This window comes from Epilithonimonas sp., assembly GCF_036780765.1.
GTDB lineage: Bacteria > Bacteroidota > Bacteroidia > Flavobacteriales > Weeksellaceae > Epilithonimonas.
In genome coordinates, this window is record NZ_DAIQCG010000001.1 from 264,406 (window position 1) to 281,660 (window position 17,255).

General features: G+C 35.2%; 13 protein-coding genes. 2 read left to right on the forward strand and 11 right to left on the reverse strand.

The window, feature by feature from the left end:
* The first annotated feature begins 150 nt into the window (after positions 1–150).
* Positions 151–1,932 carry a transcription termination factor Rho gene (rho, locus tag V7P73_RS01310; RefSeq protein WP_333850783.1) on the forward strand — a complete coding sequence of 594 codons (1,782 nt, stop codon included), beginning with the start codon at positions 151–153 and terminating at the stop codon, positions 1,930–1,932.
* Positions 1,933–2,008: 76 nt separating this feature from the next.
* Here rho and V7P73_RS01315 read toward each other — a convergent pair whose 3' ends face one another.
* The 3 genes from V7P73_RS01315 to V7P73_RS01325 all read right to left on the reverse strand — a co-directional run bounded on the left by V7P73_RS01315 (position 2,009) and on the right by V7P73_RS01325 (position 4,100).
* Positions 2,009–2,302, reverse strand: a complete 294-nt coding sequence (locus V7P73_RS01315) for a GNAT family N-acetyltransferase (RefSeq protein WP_333850784.1) — start codon at positions 2,300–2,302, stop codon at positions 2,009–2,011.
* Between the two features lie 67 nt (positions 2,303–2,369).
* The gene (locus V7P73_RS01320; protein WP_333850786.1) at positions 2,370–2,879 is read right to left on the reverse strand and encodes a hypothetical protein; all 510 of its coding nucleotides are present in this window, start codon (positions 2,877–2,879) and stop codon (positions 2,370–2,372) included.
* A gap of 9 nt (positions 2,880–2,888) precedes the next feature.
* A complete protein-coding gene (locus V7P73_RS01325) occupies positions 2,889–4,100 on the reverse strand; it encodes a type IX secretion system plug protein (protein WP_333850787.1) in 1,212 nt (403 codons plus the stop codon).
* A gap of 45 nt (positions 4,101–4,145) precedes the next feature.
* On the opposite strand from V7P73_RS01325, the gene V7P73_RS01330 reads away from it, so the two are divergent.
* Positions 4,146–4,784 carry an MBL fold metallo-hydrolase gene (locus V7P73_RS01330; protein WP_333850789.1) on the forward strand — a complete coding sequence of 213 codons (639 nt, stop codon included), beginning with the start codon at positions 4,146–4,148 and terminating at the stop codon, positions 4,782–4,784.
* Between the two features lie 86 nt (positions 4,785–4,870).
* Here the strand turns inward: V7P73_RS01330 and pckA are convergent, their stop codons facing one another.
* The 8 genes from pckA to V7P73_RS01370 form a co-directional block, all read right to left on the reverse strand.
* The gene (gene pckA / locus V7P73_RS01335; RefSeq protein WP_333850791.1) at positions 4,871–6,484 is read right to left on the reverse strand and encodes a phosphoenolpyruvate carboxykinase (ATP); all 1,614 of its coding nucleotides are present in this window, start codon (positions 6,482–6,484) and stop codon (positions 4,871–4,873) included.
* Between the two features lie 118 nt (positions 6,485–6,602).
* Complete coding sequence (locus V7P73_RS01340) at positions 6,603–7,505, reverse strand: GYDIA family GHMP kinase (protein WP_333850792.1); 903 nt, start codon at positions 7,503–7,505, stop codon at positions 6,603–6,605.
* Positions 7,506–7,516: 11 nt separating this feature from the next.
* Positions 7,517–8,392, reverse strand: coding sequence for an ACP S-malonyltransferase (gene fabD, locus V7P73_RS01345; protein ID WP_333850794.1), 876 nt, complete (start codon positions 8,390–8,392; stop codon positions 7,517–7,519).
* 126 nt (positions 8,393–8,518) lie between these two features.
* Complete coding sequence (locus V7P73_RS01350) at positions 8,519–10,525, reverse strand: amino acid ABC transporter substrate-binding protein (protein ID WP_333850796.1); 2,007 nt, start codon at positions 10,523–10,525, stop codon at positions 8,519–8,521.
* Between the two features lie 37 nt (positions 10,526–10,562).
* On the reverse strand, positions 10,563–12,137 hold the full coding sequence (bshC, locus tag V7P73_RS01355; RefSeq protein ID WP_333850798.1) for a bacillithiol biosynthesis cysteine-adding enzyme BshC: 1,575 nt from the start codon (positions 12,135–12,137) through the stop codon (positions 10,563–10,565).
* 150 nt (positions 12,138–12,287) lie between these two features.
* Positions 12,288–14,210: a putative porin gene (locus V7P73_RS01360; protein ID WP_333850800.1), complete on the reverse strand. Its 1,923-nt coding sequence runs from the start codon at positions 14,208–14,210 to the stop codon at positions 12,288–12,290.
* 87 nt (positions 14,211–14,297) lie between these two features.
* Positions 14,298–15,665, reverse strand: coding sequence for a T9SS type A sorting domain-containing protein (locus tag V7P73_RS01365; RefSeq protein ID WP_333850802.1), 1,368 nt, complete (start codon positions 15,663–15,665; stop codon positions 14,298–14,300).
* A 115-nt stretch (positions 15,666–15,780) separates the two neighbouring features.
* A complete protein-coding gene (locus V7P73_RS01370; RefSeq protein WP_333850805.1) occupies positions 15,781–17,247 on the reverse strand; it encodes a RagB/SusD family nutrient uptake outer membrane protein in 1,467 nt (488 codons plus the stop codon).
* Between the last annotated feature and the right edge of the window lie 8 nt (positions 17,248–17,255).

Here is a 17,255-nt window from a genome sequence, read left to right on the forward strand (position 1 = left end):
AAGCTTAAAATAGATTGCAAAAATAAAATAATTTTTGCGTAATTCAAAAATTAATGTAGATTTGCATTGTAATCACTCAATTAAAAATGATAACCTCCTGGTTTTCATTCTTACTTATACACAAATAAAAATTACTTTTTACGTATTTATATGTTTAACATTGAAACGCTACGGTCAAAATCCGATGAGGAATTGGCTCAACTTTCTAAAGATTTAGGCGTTAAATTGGCAAGAAAAAGCTCTCCAGAAGACACTGTTTTCGCAATTCTGGACTATCAGGCTTCTAATCCAAAAATCATTAAAGATTATCTTAACGCTACTCAAGAGAATATGACGAAAAAAACAGAAGAGAATTCTACGGAAAACGCAACTCCTGTGAAGAAAAGAGGCAGGAAACCAGCAGAGAAACCGAAAGAAGAAAAGTCAGTTCCAGCAGAAACTCCTGTTATCGCTGTCACAGAGGAAGCTCCAGCAGCGGTTGTGAAAGAAGAAGCGAAAGCTCCAAATCCTCCAAGGAAAAAAACACCTAGGGCGAGAATCACTCCAACGCAGACAGAAGAACAAGTTTCTACAACCCCTGTTTCTACTGATGAAACTTCTCCAAAGACTGATGAAAAGCCTGAACAAGAGGAAAGAAAACCTCTACAAAAGCAACAGCCTAAGCAACAAAACAATCAGCAGCATCAGCAAAAGACCAATAATAACAATAGAGGTCAGCAAAAAACACAAAATCCCAATTCTCAACAACACAACAATCATAAAGAACAATCTGAAGCGCAACAGCCTGAGGCGACAGCTCCAAAGAAGGAATTCAACTTTGATGGAATTGTAACGATCGAAGGTGTTTTGGAAATCCTTCCAGATAACTACGGATTCCTTCGTTCTTCAGATTTCAGTTATATTTCTTCTCCAGACGACGTTTACGTTTCTACCAATCAAATCAGAAATTATGGTTTGAAGACCGGAGACACTGTAAAAGGAATCGTAAGATTACCCAAAGAAGGCGAAAAATATTTCTCTCTTCAAAAACCTACAGAAGTTAACGGAAGAGATTTAGCCTTCATCAAAGATAGAGTTGCTTTTGAGTTCTTGACACCACTTTTTCCTCATGAAAAATTCAATTTGGCAGGTAAAAACTCTACACTTTCTACTAGAATCGTAGATTTATTCGCACCCATCGGAAAAGGACAAAGAGCAATGATTGTTGCACAACCTAAAACCGGTAAAACAATTTTACTAAAAGATATCGCTAACGCCATTTCTGCCAATCATCCAGAAGCTTATATGATGGTTCTTCTAATCGATGAAAGACCAGAGGAAGTTACGGATATGCAAAGAAGTGTGAATGCGGAGGTGATTGCTTCTACATTTGATGAAGCAGCAGATAAGCACGTCAAAGTGGCAAATTTGGTTTTATCAAAAGCGCAAAGAATGGTAGAATGTGGTCACGATGTTGTGATTCTTTTGGATTCTATCACGCGTTTGGCAAGAGCTTACAACACTGTAACACCGGCTTCTGGAAAAATTCTTTCCGGAGGTGTGGATGCAAACGCTCTTCATAGACCAAAACGTTTCTTCGGAGCTGCTAGAAAAATCGAAAATGGAGGTTCTTTGACAATCATTGCAACTGCTTTGATTGATACAGGTTCCAAAATGGACGAAGTAATCTTCGAAGAGTTCAAAGGAACTGGAAATATGGAATTACAATTGGATAGAAAAATTGCTAACAAACGTATTTATCCAGCTGTAGATTTAGTGGCTTCCAGTACAAGAAGAGATGATCTTTTGATGGACGAAGCGACACAACAACGTATGTGGATTATGAGAAAATATCTGGCGGATATGAATCCTTTGGAAGCTATGGAATTTGTTCAAAAACAAATGAAAGGCACCAGAAATAATGAGGAATTCTTGATGTCTATGAACAGATAATTTTCAGATTAAATAAAAAAAGCTCGGCTCGCAATTGCGAGCCGTAACTTTAGTATTACCAAGGTAATGTTTATTTTTAAGCGACGAAGACGTCATCTACATCAGCTTTTCTACTTAGAACTGCGTGAGCGTAAGAACAATGCGCTTTGATTGTCCAGCCATTTTTTCTGGCAAAATCTACCGACTTCTCTACCAAAGTTCTCCCCAATCCTTTACCCTCGAATTTTGGGAAAACCATTACATAACTCACGATTAATTTTTTAAGTTCAGGAACAATCGTGTAAGTCAATCTTCCGATTTCTTCGTGATGATTTTTCATTGTGATAAATCCCCCATTCCCAGACTTTTTGTTTTCGAAAAGAAGCTCCATAAAAAATTTGTTTTTAAGTTATTAGCTAAAATTATTCCAAAAAATTGGATTGATAATAAATGGAATATTAAATTATTTTAGTTTCAAATAATTTTAATACAATCGAAATTACGAAAGCAATTAACATCAATAAAAGATTTTTCTTTCTTGTATTGGTTTTGAATAATTCTTGAAATATTCTTTTGACTTTATCATAATCAAATATTAATATTATAAAGATTAAAACTTGATAATATATCGCTGACTGTAAGGCAATTATATCATAAATATAATCTTGAATAATGATATTCGAAAGAATGATTGTCAATAAAATACAACCAAAGATTCTGGTTCGATTAAATAACAAACAAATTCCACCTAAAACTTCACAAAATCCAATGATAATGGGATAAGCTAAAGAATAAGAATAGAAAGTCCACATCAATTGATGACCTTCTGATAAATTAGAATTAACCGATTTATCAAAACCTTGAAACTGAATCGGTTTGCTCAATCCATAAACAATCATCGAGCCTGCGACTACAAAAATAATTATCCAATAAAAAAGATAACTGATGTTTTCTTTTGAGACTTTCATAGATGAAAATTATCTCACAGGAGTCCTAAACTCACCATAACCAATCAATCCATCGAAGTTTCTTCCGAAAGGTGTATAATATAAAAATGCCTGATAAAGGTTTTCTGTTTGCCAAAAATTCCCGTTGACTTCGCCGTAATTCAGCTTTCCGTCTGAACCTTTTGTTGCGATGATGTAACTGTAGAAACCTTGTTTCAGATAGATTTTCGCAATATATTTTTGAGCCTTTTCATCGTATTGCATTTGGCTGGTTTTATCGGCTTTATAATCGTTGAACATCCCCAGAACATAGAATTCTTTATCTGATTTCTGACTATCTAAAGCAAAATAAACCCAAGAATAATCGGCTTCTCTGTCTGCATTTCTTTCGATTCCCAAATCATTTCTTCTGAAATAGAAAGCTCCATTAACATCTGGCTGATATTGATAATCGCCTGGATAAGCCCAAACCGGATGAAGATAAGTATAATTTCTGCCATCGATATTTTCCGTATTAGCAACCATATCCAGTGCTTGGTTTATGACCTTATTATCAAAATAATAGAACTCATTATTTCCCGGAAAAGCCAAATTCAATTGCTGAAACAAAAGCTGATTTCCCATTGTAGAGCTTGCGCGGAGGTTTTTCAAAGAAATATCCCAATTGTTATTTTGAATAACACTTAACGAAAGCGAAGACAAATTATTAGTAATTCCTGAACCGTTTCCTGTTGCCTGAATTTCAATTCGTTGTTTTGCATTAGGATTTTTTGCGTCAATAAATCTTGTTACATTGATTCCCAAATTAGCACCATCTTCATAGATACAAAATCTTCTTGTAAACAAAGGTTTTTCCTGAGAATCTTTGTAAACAATAATCTCATAATTTCCTGAGATTTTTGGCTGAATTTTTTCATTCGGGAAAGCTAATTCGTAATGTGTATATTTCTGATAAGTATTGAAAGAATATTGGAAATTCTCAATCAACGCATTCATACTTCCATTAGCAAATTCGGTAAAAAACAAACCATCTTCTTCCCAGTTTTTATTGTAATGTTTGAAAGTATATCTGTACAACTGGCTGCTGTTTGACAAATCATCAAATCTCAAAATCAACTGTCCTCCTTGGGCAATAACAGGCGTTTCGTCGTTGGTTTTAGGATTGAAAATCTGGATACTTTTAATTTCCTGTCCAAAAGAAATTGCACTTAAAAAAAGAAAAAATAGTTTAATTACCTTCATCTTGCTAAGTTAATGTTTTATACTTTTACATTTAAATTAAAAAGAATGTTGCACGTAAAATCCTTTGCCTTTAATCCGTTTTCTGAGAATACATACATCATTTATAACGATGAAAAAGAGGCTTTTCTTATAGATCCTGGAAATATGCCCGAAGCTGAAACGGAAACTTTGAACAACTTCATCAACACGAATGATCTAAAAATCAAAAATATTTTGCTCACACACGCTCATATCGACCACATTATTGGTTTGCAGTGGGCTTATGACTCTTTTGATGTTCCGGTTCTAATTCATTCTGAGGAGATGGAAATTCTTGACCGGGCTTCTTTCACCGCGAAAAATTATGGTTTTTTCTTTCCTGCTTTCAAAGGAGAACTTCAACACATTAAAGAAGGGGAAACACTGACATTAGGTTCCGAAACTTTTGGAATCTATGATGTTCCTGGACATTCGCCGGGAAGCATTGCTTTTTATAATCAAAATAATGGATTTGTAATTTCTGGTGATGCACTTTTTATGATGAGCATTGGAAGAACCGACCTTTACAAAGGCGATTATCAACAATTGATTTCAAGTATTAAAAATAAATTACTGACTTTACCCGAAAATACCAAAGTCTACAGCGGACACGGAGAACCAACATCTGTTGGTTTTGAAAAAGAGCATAATCCTTTTTTGAAATAAAACATTTCGACAAGTTTAAATTTTATATTCTCAGGAGCTTTCAAACAAAAAAACGCTTCCAAAATTGGAAGCGTTTCTATTTTTTTTTAGTTCTGATGAACTTCTGATAAAGTAGGTCCCGAAGAAACCAATTCCAGAGCTTCATCATTATCTGTAAACTGTTCAAAATACTTGATATATCTTGCAGCCAAATCTTTAGCTTTCACTTCCCAATCAGAATTATTTTCATAAGTATTTCTTGGATCAAGGATGTTTTCAGAAACATTTGGTAATGCAACCGGGAATTCCAAATTCATTACAGGAACTTTATTCGTATCAGCATTATCAATACTTCCATCAATAATTGCATCGATAATCGCTCTTGTATCTTTCAGAGAAATTCTCTTTCCTGTTCCGTTCCAGCCTGTGTTTACCAAATAAGCTTTCGCGCCGTGTTCTTTCATTTTCCCGATTAACGTTTTGGAATACATAGTTGGATGCAGCGTCAAAAACGCTTCTCCAAATGCAGGAGAAAAAGAAGGCGTCGGTTCTGTGATTCCGCGTTCTGTTCCTGCTAATTTTGATGTATATCCGCAAAGAAAATGGTATTGTGCTTGTTGGTCTGTCAAGATAGAAACCGGAGGCAAGACCCCAAATGCATCTGCTGACAAATAAATGATTTTACTTGCGTGACCAGCTTTGGAAGGCAGAACAATTTTGCTGATATGATAGATTGGATAGGAAACTCTTGTGTTTTCCGTAATCGAACCATCTGCATAATCTATGTTTCCTTCTTCATCCGTAACTACATTTTCCAACAATGCATCTCTTCTGATTGCACCATAGATATCTGGTTCTTTTTCTTTACTAAGGTCAATCACTTTTGCATAGCAACCACCTTCGTAATTGAAAACACCGTTGTTATCCCAGCCGTGCTCATCGTCACCAATTAGGTAACGTTTTGGGTCGGCAGAAAGTGTAGTTTTTCCAGTTCCAGAAAGTCCAAAGAAAACAGCGACATCGCCTTCCTCACCTACGTTTGCAGAACAGTGCATAGAAGCCATCCCTTTCAGAGGAAGATAATAATTCATTATAGAGAACATCCCTTTCTTCATTTCTCCGCCATACCAAGTTCCTCCGATAATCTGCATTTTCTTTGTCAAATCGAACATTACAAACACTTCAGAATTAAGTCCGTGTTGTTCCCAATTTGGATTGACAGATTCGGAAGAATTGATCACTACAAAATCTGGTTCTCCATAATTTTGAAGATCATAATGAGAAGGACGAATGAACATATTCATCACAAAATGAGCTTGCCAAGCCACTTTTGTCACGAACCTTACTTTCAGTCTTGTGTCATCATTAGATCCGCAGAATGTATCGATCACATAGATTCTTTCGTTGGAAAGATCCTTGGTCACAATGGTTTTTAATTCATCAAAAACTTCGACTGTAGTTGGACGATTGATGTTCCCGTCCCACCAAATCGTATCCTGAGTGATATTGTCTTTTACAATATATCTGTCTTTCGGAGACCTGCCGGTAAAAATTCCTGTTTTTACAGCCACAGCTCCCGACTTTGTCAAAACGCCTTTAGCAAATCCGGAATTATTCGGATCCATCTCCGCCTGAAAAATTTCTTCGTAAGTTGGATTGTGGATAATTTCTTTAGGATTGAAAATACCTTGACGTTCAAGATAAGATTTTAGCTTGTCCATTTTTAATTTTTTTTGAAGATTAAGGGTGTTGCGACAAATGTAAAAATATCATGGAATTATCAAGCTTTTAATTAACTGACTTTCATCAGTTAATTATTAATTTATAAAAACTTAACAATCAACTGATTAAATCTTTCCACTCGAAAATTTTTGTAAAACCCAGCCCATTAAAATATTTAATATAATCTCCAAATTTGGACGTTAGAACGAAATCTCCGCCCCAAGCACCCAAACTTTTGACAAAGCTAGGACAATTTTGAAAATATTTTTCTTTTACCGTCTGGATTCCGAGAAAATCGGACAGATTTTGTTCGTGAATGGTCATCAAATTTGAAAATTCTTCCAAATTTTGACTATTGACAATCTTTTTGGTTAATTTAGAATAGTCATTGATTAATTCCGTTGAAGTCGGCTTGGACTTATAATGAGAAATCCCTTCTCTCGTATCTTGCTTTTGATTGAGATGAATGAAAATCAATTCATCTTTGAAATTTGGTTGAAAATCAATTGCTTCATAAATTCTTTCAGGGAAACGACTGTAAAGAACTGCAGATTTTTCTTTGGCAACAGCAACGTCATAACCACTTCCACCTAAACTGATTTCGTTTAGAATAAAAGCGTCAATACTTGCCCATTCTGCAAGATTGTTCATCAAGGTAGAACTGCTTCCTAATCCGAAGTCAGAAGGAAACTGAAGATTGGTTTTGATGTGATAAGATGTATCACTTTTTAGTTTGATTTCAGAAAGATTCTGAACATTTTTGAGCGTTTTAAGAATGAATTCTGAAGCTTTGGAATCGTTAGTTTCAACGATTTTCCAATTTTTATAATCAATTGTAGCCTGTAACCATAATTGATTCTGATGATAAGCTTCCCAAAAAATCAATGACTTCTGGTCTTCATTCTCTGTATAAAAAAGCTCTTGTCCCAGCTTCGTTGGAATAGCTAGAACAAGAGCGCCATCAACAGCAACATATTCTGAGGTAAGCATTAACTTGCCCGGTGAAAATATCCTGCTCATTTGTTGATTATTTATATTGCAGATGCAACACTTACTTCAGGATTAATTTTTTTAATCAAACCTTGAAGTGTCTTTCCAGGACCAACTTCTATGAAATTATTCGCACCGTCTTTTATCATATTCTGTACACTTTGAGTCCATTTTACAGGGCCGGTCAACTGAGCAATCAAATTTTTCTTAATTTCCTCTGGGTCAGAAACTGCGGTAGTTGTGATGTTCTGGTAAACCGGAATTGTTGCTTTACGGAATTTGGTTTTCTCTATCGCTGCAGCCAATCTTTCTTGAGCAGGCATCATCAATGGTGAATGGAAAGCGCCATTTACAGGTAGTAATAAAGCTCTTTTTGCACCAGCCGCTTTCAAAGCTTCACAAGCTTTCTCAACAGCTGCTGTTTCTCCAGAAATTACCAATTGCCCAGGACAGTTGTAGTTTGCAGGAACAACAATTCCTTCTATTTCTGCACAGATTTCTTCAACTTTTGCATCCTCCAGACCAAGAATAGCCGCCATAGAACTTGGATTAATATCGCAAGCCATTTGCATTGCTTGTGCTCTTTCGGAAACCAATTTCAATCCGTCTTCAAAAGACAAAACACCATTGGCAACCAAAGCAGAAAACTCGCCCAAAGAATGTCCGGCAACCATTTCTGCACCCAAACCGTTCGCTACTTTTACAGCAGCAACTGAGTGTAGGAAAATAGCAGGCTGAGTTACGCTGGTTTTTTTAAGGTCTTCATCTGTCCCGTTGAACATCACAGAAACAATATCAAAACCAAGAATATCGTTGGCAGAATCCATCAGGTCTTTCACATCTTTTCGGGAATCGTAAAGTTCTTTTCCCATCCCGACAAACTGTGAACCCTGCCCAGGAAATACAAGTGCTTTCATATATTTATAAATGATAATTGATGAATTATAAATGATTATATCATCAATGTTTTAAATTTTATTTTATTTCTAAGGTTGAAACTACGAATCCTGAATCAATCATCATTCATCACTTATCAACTATAATTATTGCATCAATCTCACAACTCTGTAACCATTGTTGATATAAGCTCCGTTTGGTTTTGCTTTTACAAATTCGAATTTTGTAGCCAACTGTGTTTGAGATTTTCCAATTTGTTTGAAAATTTCTCCTTTTTTGTTTTCTCTTGTCAACATATCGTTCATCACGTCGAAACCGATAACTGCAAATTTTGAAGGCGCTTTGCAATATTTCGCTTTATAAGCAGCAAGAATTTCTTTTTCGAAATCTCCATCGTAGTTGATTTTTCTATCCATCAGATAAACCAGACTTGCTTTTGAAAGATCATCTACATTCTTCTCAAAACTTGGACTATAGAACATACTGAAAGCTTTTACACCTTGTGTTTGTTTTCCAAGAGCAATAATTTTCGAAGCAAATGCAGAACCTGCAGACTCGTCATCATCCGCCAAAATGGCGATCACAGGAACCGATTGTCCCGTCATCATATTATTTTCTAACTGAATTTCTGATGAAGAATTAACGATAACAATATTAGGTTTTGATAAAGATTTTTCCAAACCAGCTTTGATAGCGTTCGCATTTGCTTTGGAATTATCTGCAACAATATAGATTTTTTGGTCTTGATAAACCTGGCCAACTTCTTTTACAATTCTGTCCGAGTAAACTGAATTTTCAGTTTCAATAATAATCAAATTGCTATAATCAAAAAGGTCTTCTGAATTCGCGAAAGGCGCAACTACGGGAATCTTTTTATCATTCACAAATCTAAGAACTTCAAGAACACTTGATTTGAAAAAAGGTCCAACAATCAAATCTGTATTTTCAGGATTCAGTTGAGAAAGGCTATTTTTGAAAGTCATTTCATTTCCCGCATCTACAACTTTGATGTCTAGTTTTTGTCCGTTAGTCGCATTTCTCTCAGCAGCTAATTTTGCACCAGTCAAGAAATCCATAGACATTGTTCTGTACTTCGCATCATTAGCATCAAACCCGAAAGGCAACATCAAAACCACACTCAAAACATCGCCTGCTTTTTTAGAATACATAGGGTCTTGCTTCTTGATTTTCAAAGTCATTCCTGCTTTCAAACCGTCGGCAAGATTTGGGTTTAATGAAATCAACTGATCCAATGTAACATTGAATCTGTTCATAATACTGAACATCGTATCGCCACTTTGAACTGTGTAAGTCACAAAATCATCTTCCGAAGAAGTTGCAACTGAAGAAGTTTTCATTGGTTCGGAAACAGTTGTCTGAGTTGTCGTTTTTGTAACCGGAGCTGATGTTGTATTACCTTGAGAATTATCTTCAACCTTAATAGAATTAGAAGAATTTGCAACAGAATCAGAACCGGAAACTCTAATCGCTTCTCCCGGTTTCAAACCGGTTGTTTCCAATCCTGGATTCAAAGCAAATAATTGTTTCTGTGTTAGGTTGAATTGTCTCGATATTTTATAATAATTGTCTTTTGCCTGCACAACGTATAAACCTTTGTCGGAAGATGCCATTTCAGTTTTAGTTACTGTTTTTACTTCAGCAGGTTTTTCTGTTGTAGTTGTTGTAGTCTGAACAACTGCTGTTGCTACAGGCGCAGAACCTCCAAATTTCTGAATGTTATCTAATGGCAAAGTAATCTTGTCCCCAATTTTCATGTGAGAATCTAATTCAGGATTCAGTTTTCTAAGGTCAGCCTCAGAAACTTGATACTGTTTTGTGATTCCGTAAATCGTTTGCTTTGGCTGCAAAGTAATGGTTCCCGTCTTGCCTGTTTTAGCTACAGAAGTCGCCGAAGCAGACGTAGAAGCGACTGCTTTTGAACTGCCACCACCTTTTGAAACCACGATGATATCGCCAATTTTAAGACCGCCCTCTCTTTTGGAAGGATTCAATTGATACAATTCATCAATCGTCAAACCATATTGTTTAGAAATCCCGTAAGGCGTTTCCTTTGGTGCAACAGTGTGGGTTTTCTGTGCCGAAAGCCCTAAAAACCCGATAAGTCCTGATAAAATGAAAATCTTTTTAACCATCCTTTTTTTATATTGCTACAAAAATAATGCTTTCAGATTAAATGGAAGAAATTATCAGTTCCGATTTTTGAACATCCATCTGTTGATAACTATCGGCAATCCATTGCTTGCCAAGATCCGCATAGAACACACTGAAATTCAACACTCTTTCCTGCCAAGTTCCGCCTGGATGAACTTTCAAAAATAGATTTTGCATCTGGTCAAATTTCTCAAATTGCTTTATTTTTTCAGCTTTCAGAAGACGTTTTTGCATTCTTTTGAAAGATTTCAATTGTCGAGTTTCTTCCGCATTTACAAGGTTTACAAACGTTTTGTCTGTTTGTTCTGCCTTCGTTTTTATTTCTGAAAACGAATTAATCAAATCTTGTTCTTTTTGCTCAAGAAGTAATTTGATTTCGTTGTTGTCTAATATTTTTTGATTGATGACTTCAGCAAAATTTCCGAAGAAATCTTCAACTTCCAATCCTGAAGTTTCAATTTTTCTAAACGTTTTTTGTTCCAAAAACAACATCGAATTTCTGGGAATCAAAATCGGGAATGGAAGATTAATGGATTCGAAATAATCTTTCAACTCAATCCAATACATTATCTCAGCATTTCCGCCAACGTAAGCCAGATTCGGCATAATCGTTTCCTGATAAGCCGGACGAAGAACCGCATTTGGGCTAAATTTTTCAGGATGATTTTCTAGCTCATTGAGAATTTCTTCTTCTGAGAATTTCAAATCTGTGTCAAGAATGAAATAATAGTTGCCAATTTTCTCAATTCGATTTCTGGTTTCTGTTAAATAAAAGAGATTGATTTCTCTCGGATTGACTTGGACTTTGCCATAATTATCTTCGAGAAATTGTCTTTGATTTTTAGTAGTTTCGAAAAGTTGATTCGATAATAATTCTTTTTTGAAAATATCTTTAACCTGATTTTTCAGTTCTTTTTCATTTCCATCGATTGTCAATAATCCGTAATCCGAAAACAATTGATTCACCAAATATCGAATCGCTTGTGTATGCGTTTTACCTTTTTGATAAGCTTTTTTAATCCAAAGAATCAATTCGGTTCCATAAAGATTATCTTTGAACTCTTTCTCAAATTCCTGAATGAAAAAAGTTTCATCGATTTTAATATTCCCAACATCTCCGCCAGCTTTACCTTTGATTTCGTAATAATGCGCTCTGGTTTTAAAATGATTGATTTCGTCAAAATCGTGGTCTTCCGTCGCCATCCAAAAAACGGGAACAAAATTATGTTCTGGGAAATTGGATGTTAAGAACTCTGCAGTTTTGATGGTCTGCAAAATTTTATAAATAAAAAAAACAGGACCTGTAAAGAGATTGAGCTGATGTCCAGTTGTAATAGTGAAGGTATTTTTATCGTTTAAAGAAAACAAATAATCTAATTGTTTTGGAGACATCTGCTCTTCCTGATTCTGTGAAAAAATCGTATTGTAAAGAATTTCTCTTTTGTCATCAGAATAAGAATTTTGTTTTTCTGTAATCTGATTTTTGAAGTTCTCCAAGTCAAAAACTTTTCCCTGGAATCCGTCCAGATTTTTCTTCAAAAAGTCTTTTACAAGTTGCGGAATACTGTTTATATTTTGGAAATCAATGGTCATAACTAGAAGTTAGATTTTAGACTTTAGATATTAGATTTTTTTCTGAATCTGCAGCCCGACTTGAGTGGAAATCCTTTTTGCTTTTTTGCTAAAAAGTAAAAAGATTGGGAACGGAAGGCGGATAAAGCTGCCATAATTATTCTAACAAATTTAATGGAAAAGATACCAAACCACGCCCAAATTCAATCGAAAATCATAAATAGGGTAATTTGGCACTGTGAAAGATTTGTTCTGCATAAAAGTCTGGTTGATGTGCTGACCTTCTACATAGAAAAACATACGCTTTACTCTCATATTGATGTAAACATCGGCAATTGGCTGTCCACCAATGGAATAAGCGTTGGTTCCCGGCAAAATATATTCGTTGAGAATTGGCGAAAATTCTCGAGACGCAAATTTGGTGAAGTAATATAATTTTACACCAGCCTGAATCTCTGCTGCTTTTTTGAACGCCGGCGCTTGATAATAAATATTCAATCTTCCTATGAAATCTGGCATTGGTAACAAATTGTCATTGGTCAAAGCTTTTTGGAAAAGTACTCTTCCGTTGAAATTGAATTTGCCATATTTCAAAGTTGTCTCGCCTCCAATCTGAGAGATATTGAGTGACGATGAACTTTGTTGTGGCTTCGCTGAATTATCAAAATAAGTGTAATTATCGATTCTAAAATAATCTACAAAAAGTTGCGTGTTGAACCATTTTGCTAATCTTAAAGTTCCTCCGATTTGAGTTACTGCTTCGTTATTCGGGTTTTGTAGATAATAATTGTAGTTGAGATAGTGTGAAGAATTGACAAGATAATTGAAACTAGGATAAGCCGACTGGAAGTTAACTCGACCTTCTACCAAATAATCTTTAACAGGTTCAAAAACTAACTCATTGGTTGTTTTGACATAAGCCCCAAATTCTGAACCTTTGGAAATTTCTAAGAAGGATTTGAGTTGAATCTTATCTAACAATTTGATTTGTAAATTCCCCACTGCTCCAAATCTTTGTTCTTTGAAATAGCCTGGAATACTGAGAAGAGGAAAGGCATTCTTGTTTCCAAAAGTGATGTATTGATGACGGAAGCCTGCATCCAATTTGAATTTCTCATTATCCCAAACTAAACTAAAAGTATTGCTGAGATTGTTGGAGAATTTTTTATTGGTTAATGGAAATGCTGTGTTATCTAAGCCTCCAAAGAAATCTATATCCGAAGCTGTTTCTGAGAAATAATATTTATTACCCTGATGGTAAATCGTATGTCTTAACTTGAATGGATATTTTGCAGGATCAAAAGGCGAAAACTCCTGACTGAAATAATATCGTCTGTAGGCAAATCTGGATTCGGCACCTGAGAGATTGGTTTCAAGATTTTGACGGTTATTGAATCTTGAATCGCCTCCTAAAAAAACGTCCAAATCTGCAATTCCTCCATTCTCTTGGTTATTGACATTCTGATGAATGTAATGCGCATAAGCTTCGTATTTGTTATTTTTCGAAATATAATGTCCGCTGAAAATGGTATTATTACTTGAAGCTAAACTGTTTGTGTAAAGTCCTTGAGACCTTAATCCCATATACTCTAATGCAAAATTGAAACGCTTACCTACATTTTGAGTGTAAGTTGTATGCAACTGACCTCCATTCTTCATTGCATTGTTATAGAAAAATGTAGTGGTCGGTGTTTTTACATCATAATAATTGATATCGTTTTCTCCTAAAAGATAGAATGATTTGTTTTCTGGAAGAAGTGTCAAATTCTGCTCAGCATTTTTTTCATAAACCAAATTCTGAAATCCAGATCCAACATTAGCATATTGAATCTTTCCAAAATTATCTTTTTTATTGTACTGTGTTACAATGTACGATCTCTCAATAGCAAATGTTGTATCATAGATTTTCTTTTCAGAAAATCTTTTCTTGACCTGATAATCGTATATAGTTGGTTTATAAATTTCTAACGAATCTTTTTCTCCAGAATCCACTTTGAGCGTATCTGAAGGAAGTTTATTAGAATCTGTTTTGTTGACTTGCTGTGCGTTCATCCAAACACTAAAAACAAGGAACAGTATTGATAAATATTTCATCAAGGAAATTTGAGTACAAAAGTACTAATTATCCTTAAATAAAAAACCCCGCATATTGCGGGGTTTGATTATGTAAAATAATGTAAATTATTTTTTGATAACTTTTGTGTTCTCAACACTTCCGTCAACGTAAACTGCCTGAGCAACATAAGTACCTTTTGCTAAGTTAGAAACGTTAACTTGTCCATTAGACTTCTCTCTCTTAACAACTTTACCCGAAAGGTCGAAGATTGCGATTTCTTTGATATCTTTAGAAGATTTCAAGTTAACAACATCTACAGCTGGATTAGGGAAAGCAGTTAATTTTGCTTTGTTAGCAGTTACATCAGAAACAGCCAAACTAAGATCTCCAGACAATACACTGAACGCAGGGACTGCTGCACCATCAATTTGAGCCTGGCTTGCTCCACCTGAAAAACCTACAGTTGAGCTAACAAATGCTAGAGCCCCATAATACTTACCTGGAGTTGCAGGATCACTTGCGATTTCTGTCCAAGTTAAACCGCCATCAGTTGAATAAGAAGAACCTGCATCATATCCAGAACTAACATAAGTATTTGATGTTCCAGGAACATACGCTACATTATTTGGATAGAAAATACCTGTAGGAATAATGTCTGTCCAAGTTGCACCTTTATCTGTTGTATAATATAAAAGAGAAATACCATCTTGATTTTCAACCATCAGTCCATTATTAGTATCCTTGAAAGCTACATCAGCTGTGAACCCAGAAGTAGTTACACCTCCAAAGTCGACAGCTGGAGTTTGGAAAGCCTGCCAAGAAGCCCCTCTATTAGGAGAGTATAGTAATCTCCCTAAGTCTGTACCTAACCAAATATTATCTCCTTGAACTGTAATTTTACCAGTATAGCTATACTCTGCACCATCCAATGGGATTGGAGCTGTTCCTGTTGGTGTATTTGTCCAAGTAGTACCACCATTTGTTGTAGTGTACATTTCATATCTTAGGTTAGCACCTGTTCCAAAAGGATCTCCAGCGCAGAATCCATTATTCTCATCCCAGAAATGAACTTGGTTTGCAAAAGAAATACCTGTGCTGAATGGCGCTGTGGCTTGTTTTGTCCAGTTTGTTCCGGCATTCGTAGTTTTCCAAATCCCATTTTGGGATCCACTTCCCGAGCTCACAATCCAAGCAGTTGTTGTCGAAATGGGATGCATATCTCCAATAGTAGCTCCAACAACTGGACCTGAAATTAATTTATTTGCCCAAGTATTTCCTCCATCAGTAGACAGCCCAATATATCTCCCTGTATCTGTTGCAGAAGTAGAAGCGGTATCACTAAACCAAATAGTATTAGCATCTACAGCTTTGACAGTGGTTGCGAAGTGTAAAGCAGGAGCACCTGTCGTTTTTGTCACCCAAGTTGGTGTAGTTTGAGCTTGTGCAAGTCCTGTAAAGGAAATCAAAGCTAAAGAAAGTAATATTTTTTTCATAATAAAAAACTTTAATGATTAATATATTGCTAAATTAAAAAAAAAATAACAAAATCAATTATAATTACGTTACATTTTGCAATTATAATTGATTTTGCTGATTATAATTATTTGATTAGTAACCAGGATATTGTTTAAGATTCATGTTATAATTCAAAGCATTTTGACTTATTGGTAGTACAAATAACTTATCGCTTGCTGGTACATTACAATTCATCACACAATTTGAATTTTTAACTAATGCCAAATTATGTCGCTTAAGGTCTAAAAATCTTTGTCCTTCACCATAAAACTCTTTTCCTTTTTCGGTAAGAATATCATTTAACAAGTTTGCCCCAGTATAAGTAGAACCATTTCTAGAAGCAGCAAACATATTAAGTTCCGTCAATGCTGTAGAATTTTGCCCTGTAAGATATAACGCTTCTATTCTATTTAATTGAGCTTCAGCAAATCTTAAAATTTTGATATTCCTCATAAAATTCCCATCTCCTGTTAGTCTTGGATATTTATTTGTCCAAACACCTACTGGATTATCTGTCGCAGGAACTCCTGTTGTTGTCAACAATCCTGTTGCTGCAGGACCTTTTCTTACATCCGTAGAAGGAAAACTATCATAAAAGTTTCTTGTAAAAAGAAGCGCCCTCCTATCACCACTTAATCTGTTGTATAATGTTGGTAATGCTTTATTTGCTCCTAAACCTGTTACAACATTAGTACTAGTAGTAACATCCAACTCCCATATAGTTTCAGGCTGGTTTTCTGATGTTGCTTCATTTGTTCCAGAAAAATAGGTCTGATAAACACCACTAGCTATAGGAGCATAATCTTCATTCTGACTATTTACAATGTCTGACGCATACTGTAATGCTAATTGAGCATCACCTGGAGCTCTTCTTGTAAGATACACTCTAGATAATAATAGTTTTGCTGCTCTTTTACTAAAAGTAACCTTACTAGCTTTCCCATCTAGCATAGGTGTATCTTGTGCTCCATTGGCACCAGCAGTCAAATCTGAAATCACTTGATTGTAGACCTCTTGTACTGTAGCTCTTGCTGGTTGTATGGAAGCATCATAATTACCTAATACTAATGGAACTCCATATTCTTGATTAATACCAGAAGTAGGTGTTGGAGAATAGTAGTTAACTAATGTAAAATAAGCAAAACCTCTTAATATTTTTGCCTCAGCTTTTATTCTTTTTACATTTTCTGTTTCTGCTACTTGGGTGTTATTAATCACCATATTACAACTCATGATTGCATCATACAATGTACCATAAAAACCAAAGTCATTATTAAGTGCATTATAATTCATATTTGTTGTTAAAACATATGCTTTAGCATTGGTAACATATAAATGATCCGACAAGACGTCCCCAAAAGCCAAAATATCAGTCCCAAAAGCATTAACCGATGCTAAGCTAAGATATCCCCCATTAAGAAACTTTTGAAGTTTATCTTCTGTGTTTATGTCCTGTATGTCATCTGAGCTTGGTGGAAACAAATCCAATTCTTTTTCACTACAAGCATTTGCTGCCGATAAAAGGAAAAAAGACGCTATTATATAAAAATACTTTTTCATTTTAATTT

Bases quoted from the DNA above. Each gene is read 5' to 3' on its own strand.
- V7P73_RS01340 (WP_333850792.1), bottom strand. From the start codon at position 7,505: ATGAGCAGGATATTTTCACCGGGCAAGTTAATGCTTACCTCAGAATAT.
- V7P73_RS01330 (WP_333850789.1), top strand. From the start codon at position 4,146: ATGTTGCACGTAAAATCCTTTGCCTTTAATCCGTTTTCTGAGAATACA.
- V7P73_RS01365 (WP_333850802.1), bottom strand. From the start codon at position 15,665: ATGAAAAAAATATTACTTTCTTTAGCTTTGATTTCCTTTACAGGACTT.
- pckA (WP_333850791.1), bottom strand. From the start codon at position 6,484: ATGGACAAGCTAAAATCTTATCTTGAACGTCAAGGTATTTTCAATCCT.
- bshC (WP_333850798.1), bottom strand. From the start codon at position 12,137: ATGACCATTGATTTCCAAAATATAAACAGTATTCCGCAACTTGTAAAA.
- fabD (WP_333850794.1), bottom strand. From the start codon at position 8,392: ATGAAAGCACTTGTATTTCCTGGGCAGGGTTCACAGTTTGTCGGGATG.
- V7P73_RS01360 (WP_333850800.1), bottom strand. From the start codon at position 14,210: ATGAAATATTTATCAATACTGTTCCTTGTTTTTAGTGTTTGGATGAAC.
- V7P73_RS01320 (WP_333850786.1), bottom strand. From the start codon at position 2,879: ATGAAAGTCTCAAAAGAAAACATCAGTTATCTTTTTTATTGGATAATT.
- V7P73_RS01325 (WP_333850787.1), bottom strand. From the start codon at position 4,100: ATGAAGGTAATTAAACTATTTTTTCTTTTTTTAAGTGCAATTTCTTTT.
- V7P73_RS01315 (WP_333850784.1), bottom strand. From the start codon at position 2,302: ATGGAGCTTCTTTTCGAAAACAAAAAGTCTGGGAATGGGGGATTTATC.
- rho (WP_333850783.1), top strand. From the start codon at position 151: ATGTTTAACATTGAAACGCTACGGTCAAAATCCGATGAGGAATTGGCT.
- V7P73_RS01350 (WP_333850796.1), bottom strand. From the start codon at position 10,525: ATGGTTAAAAAGATTTTCATTTTATCAGGACTTATCGGGTTTTTAGGG.
- V7P73_RS01370 (WP_333850805.1), bottom strand. From the start codon at position 17,247: ATGAAAAAGTATTTTTATATAATAGCGTCTTTTTTCCTTTTATCGGCA.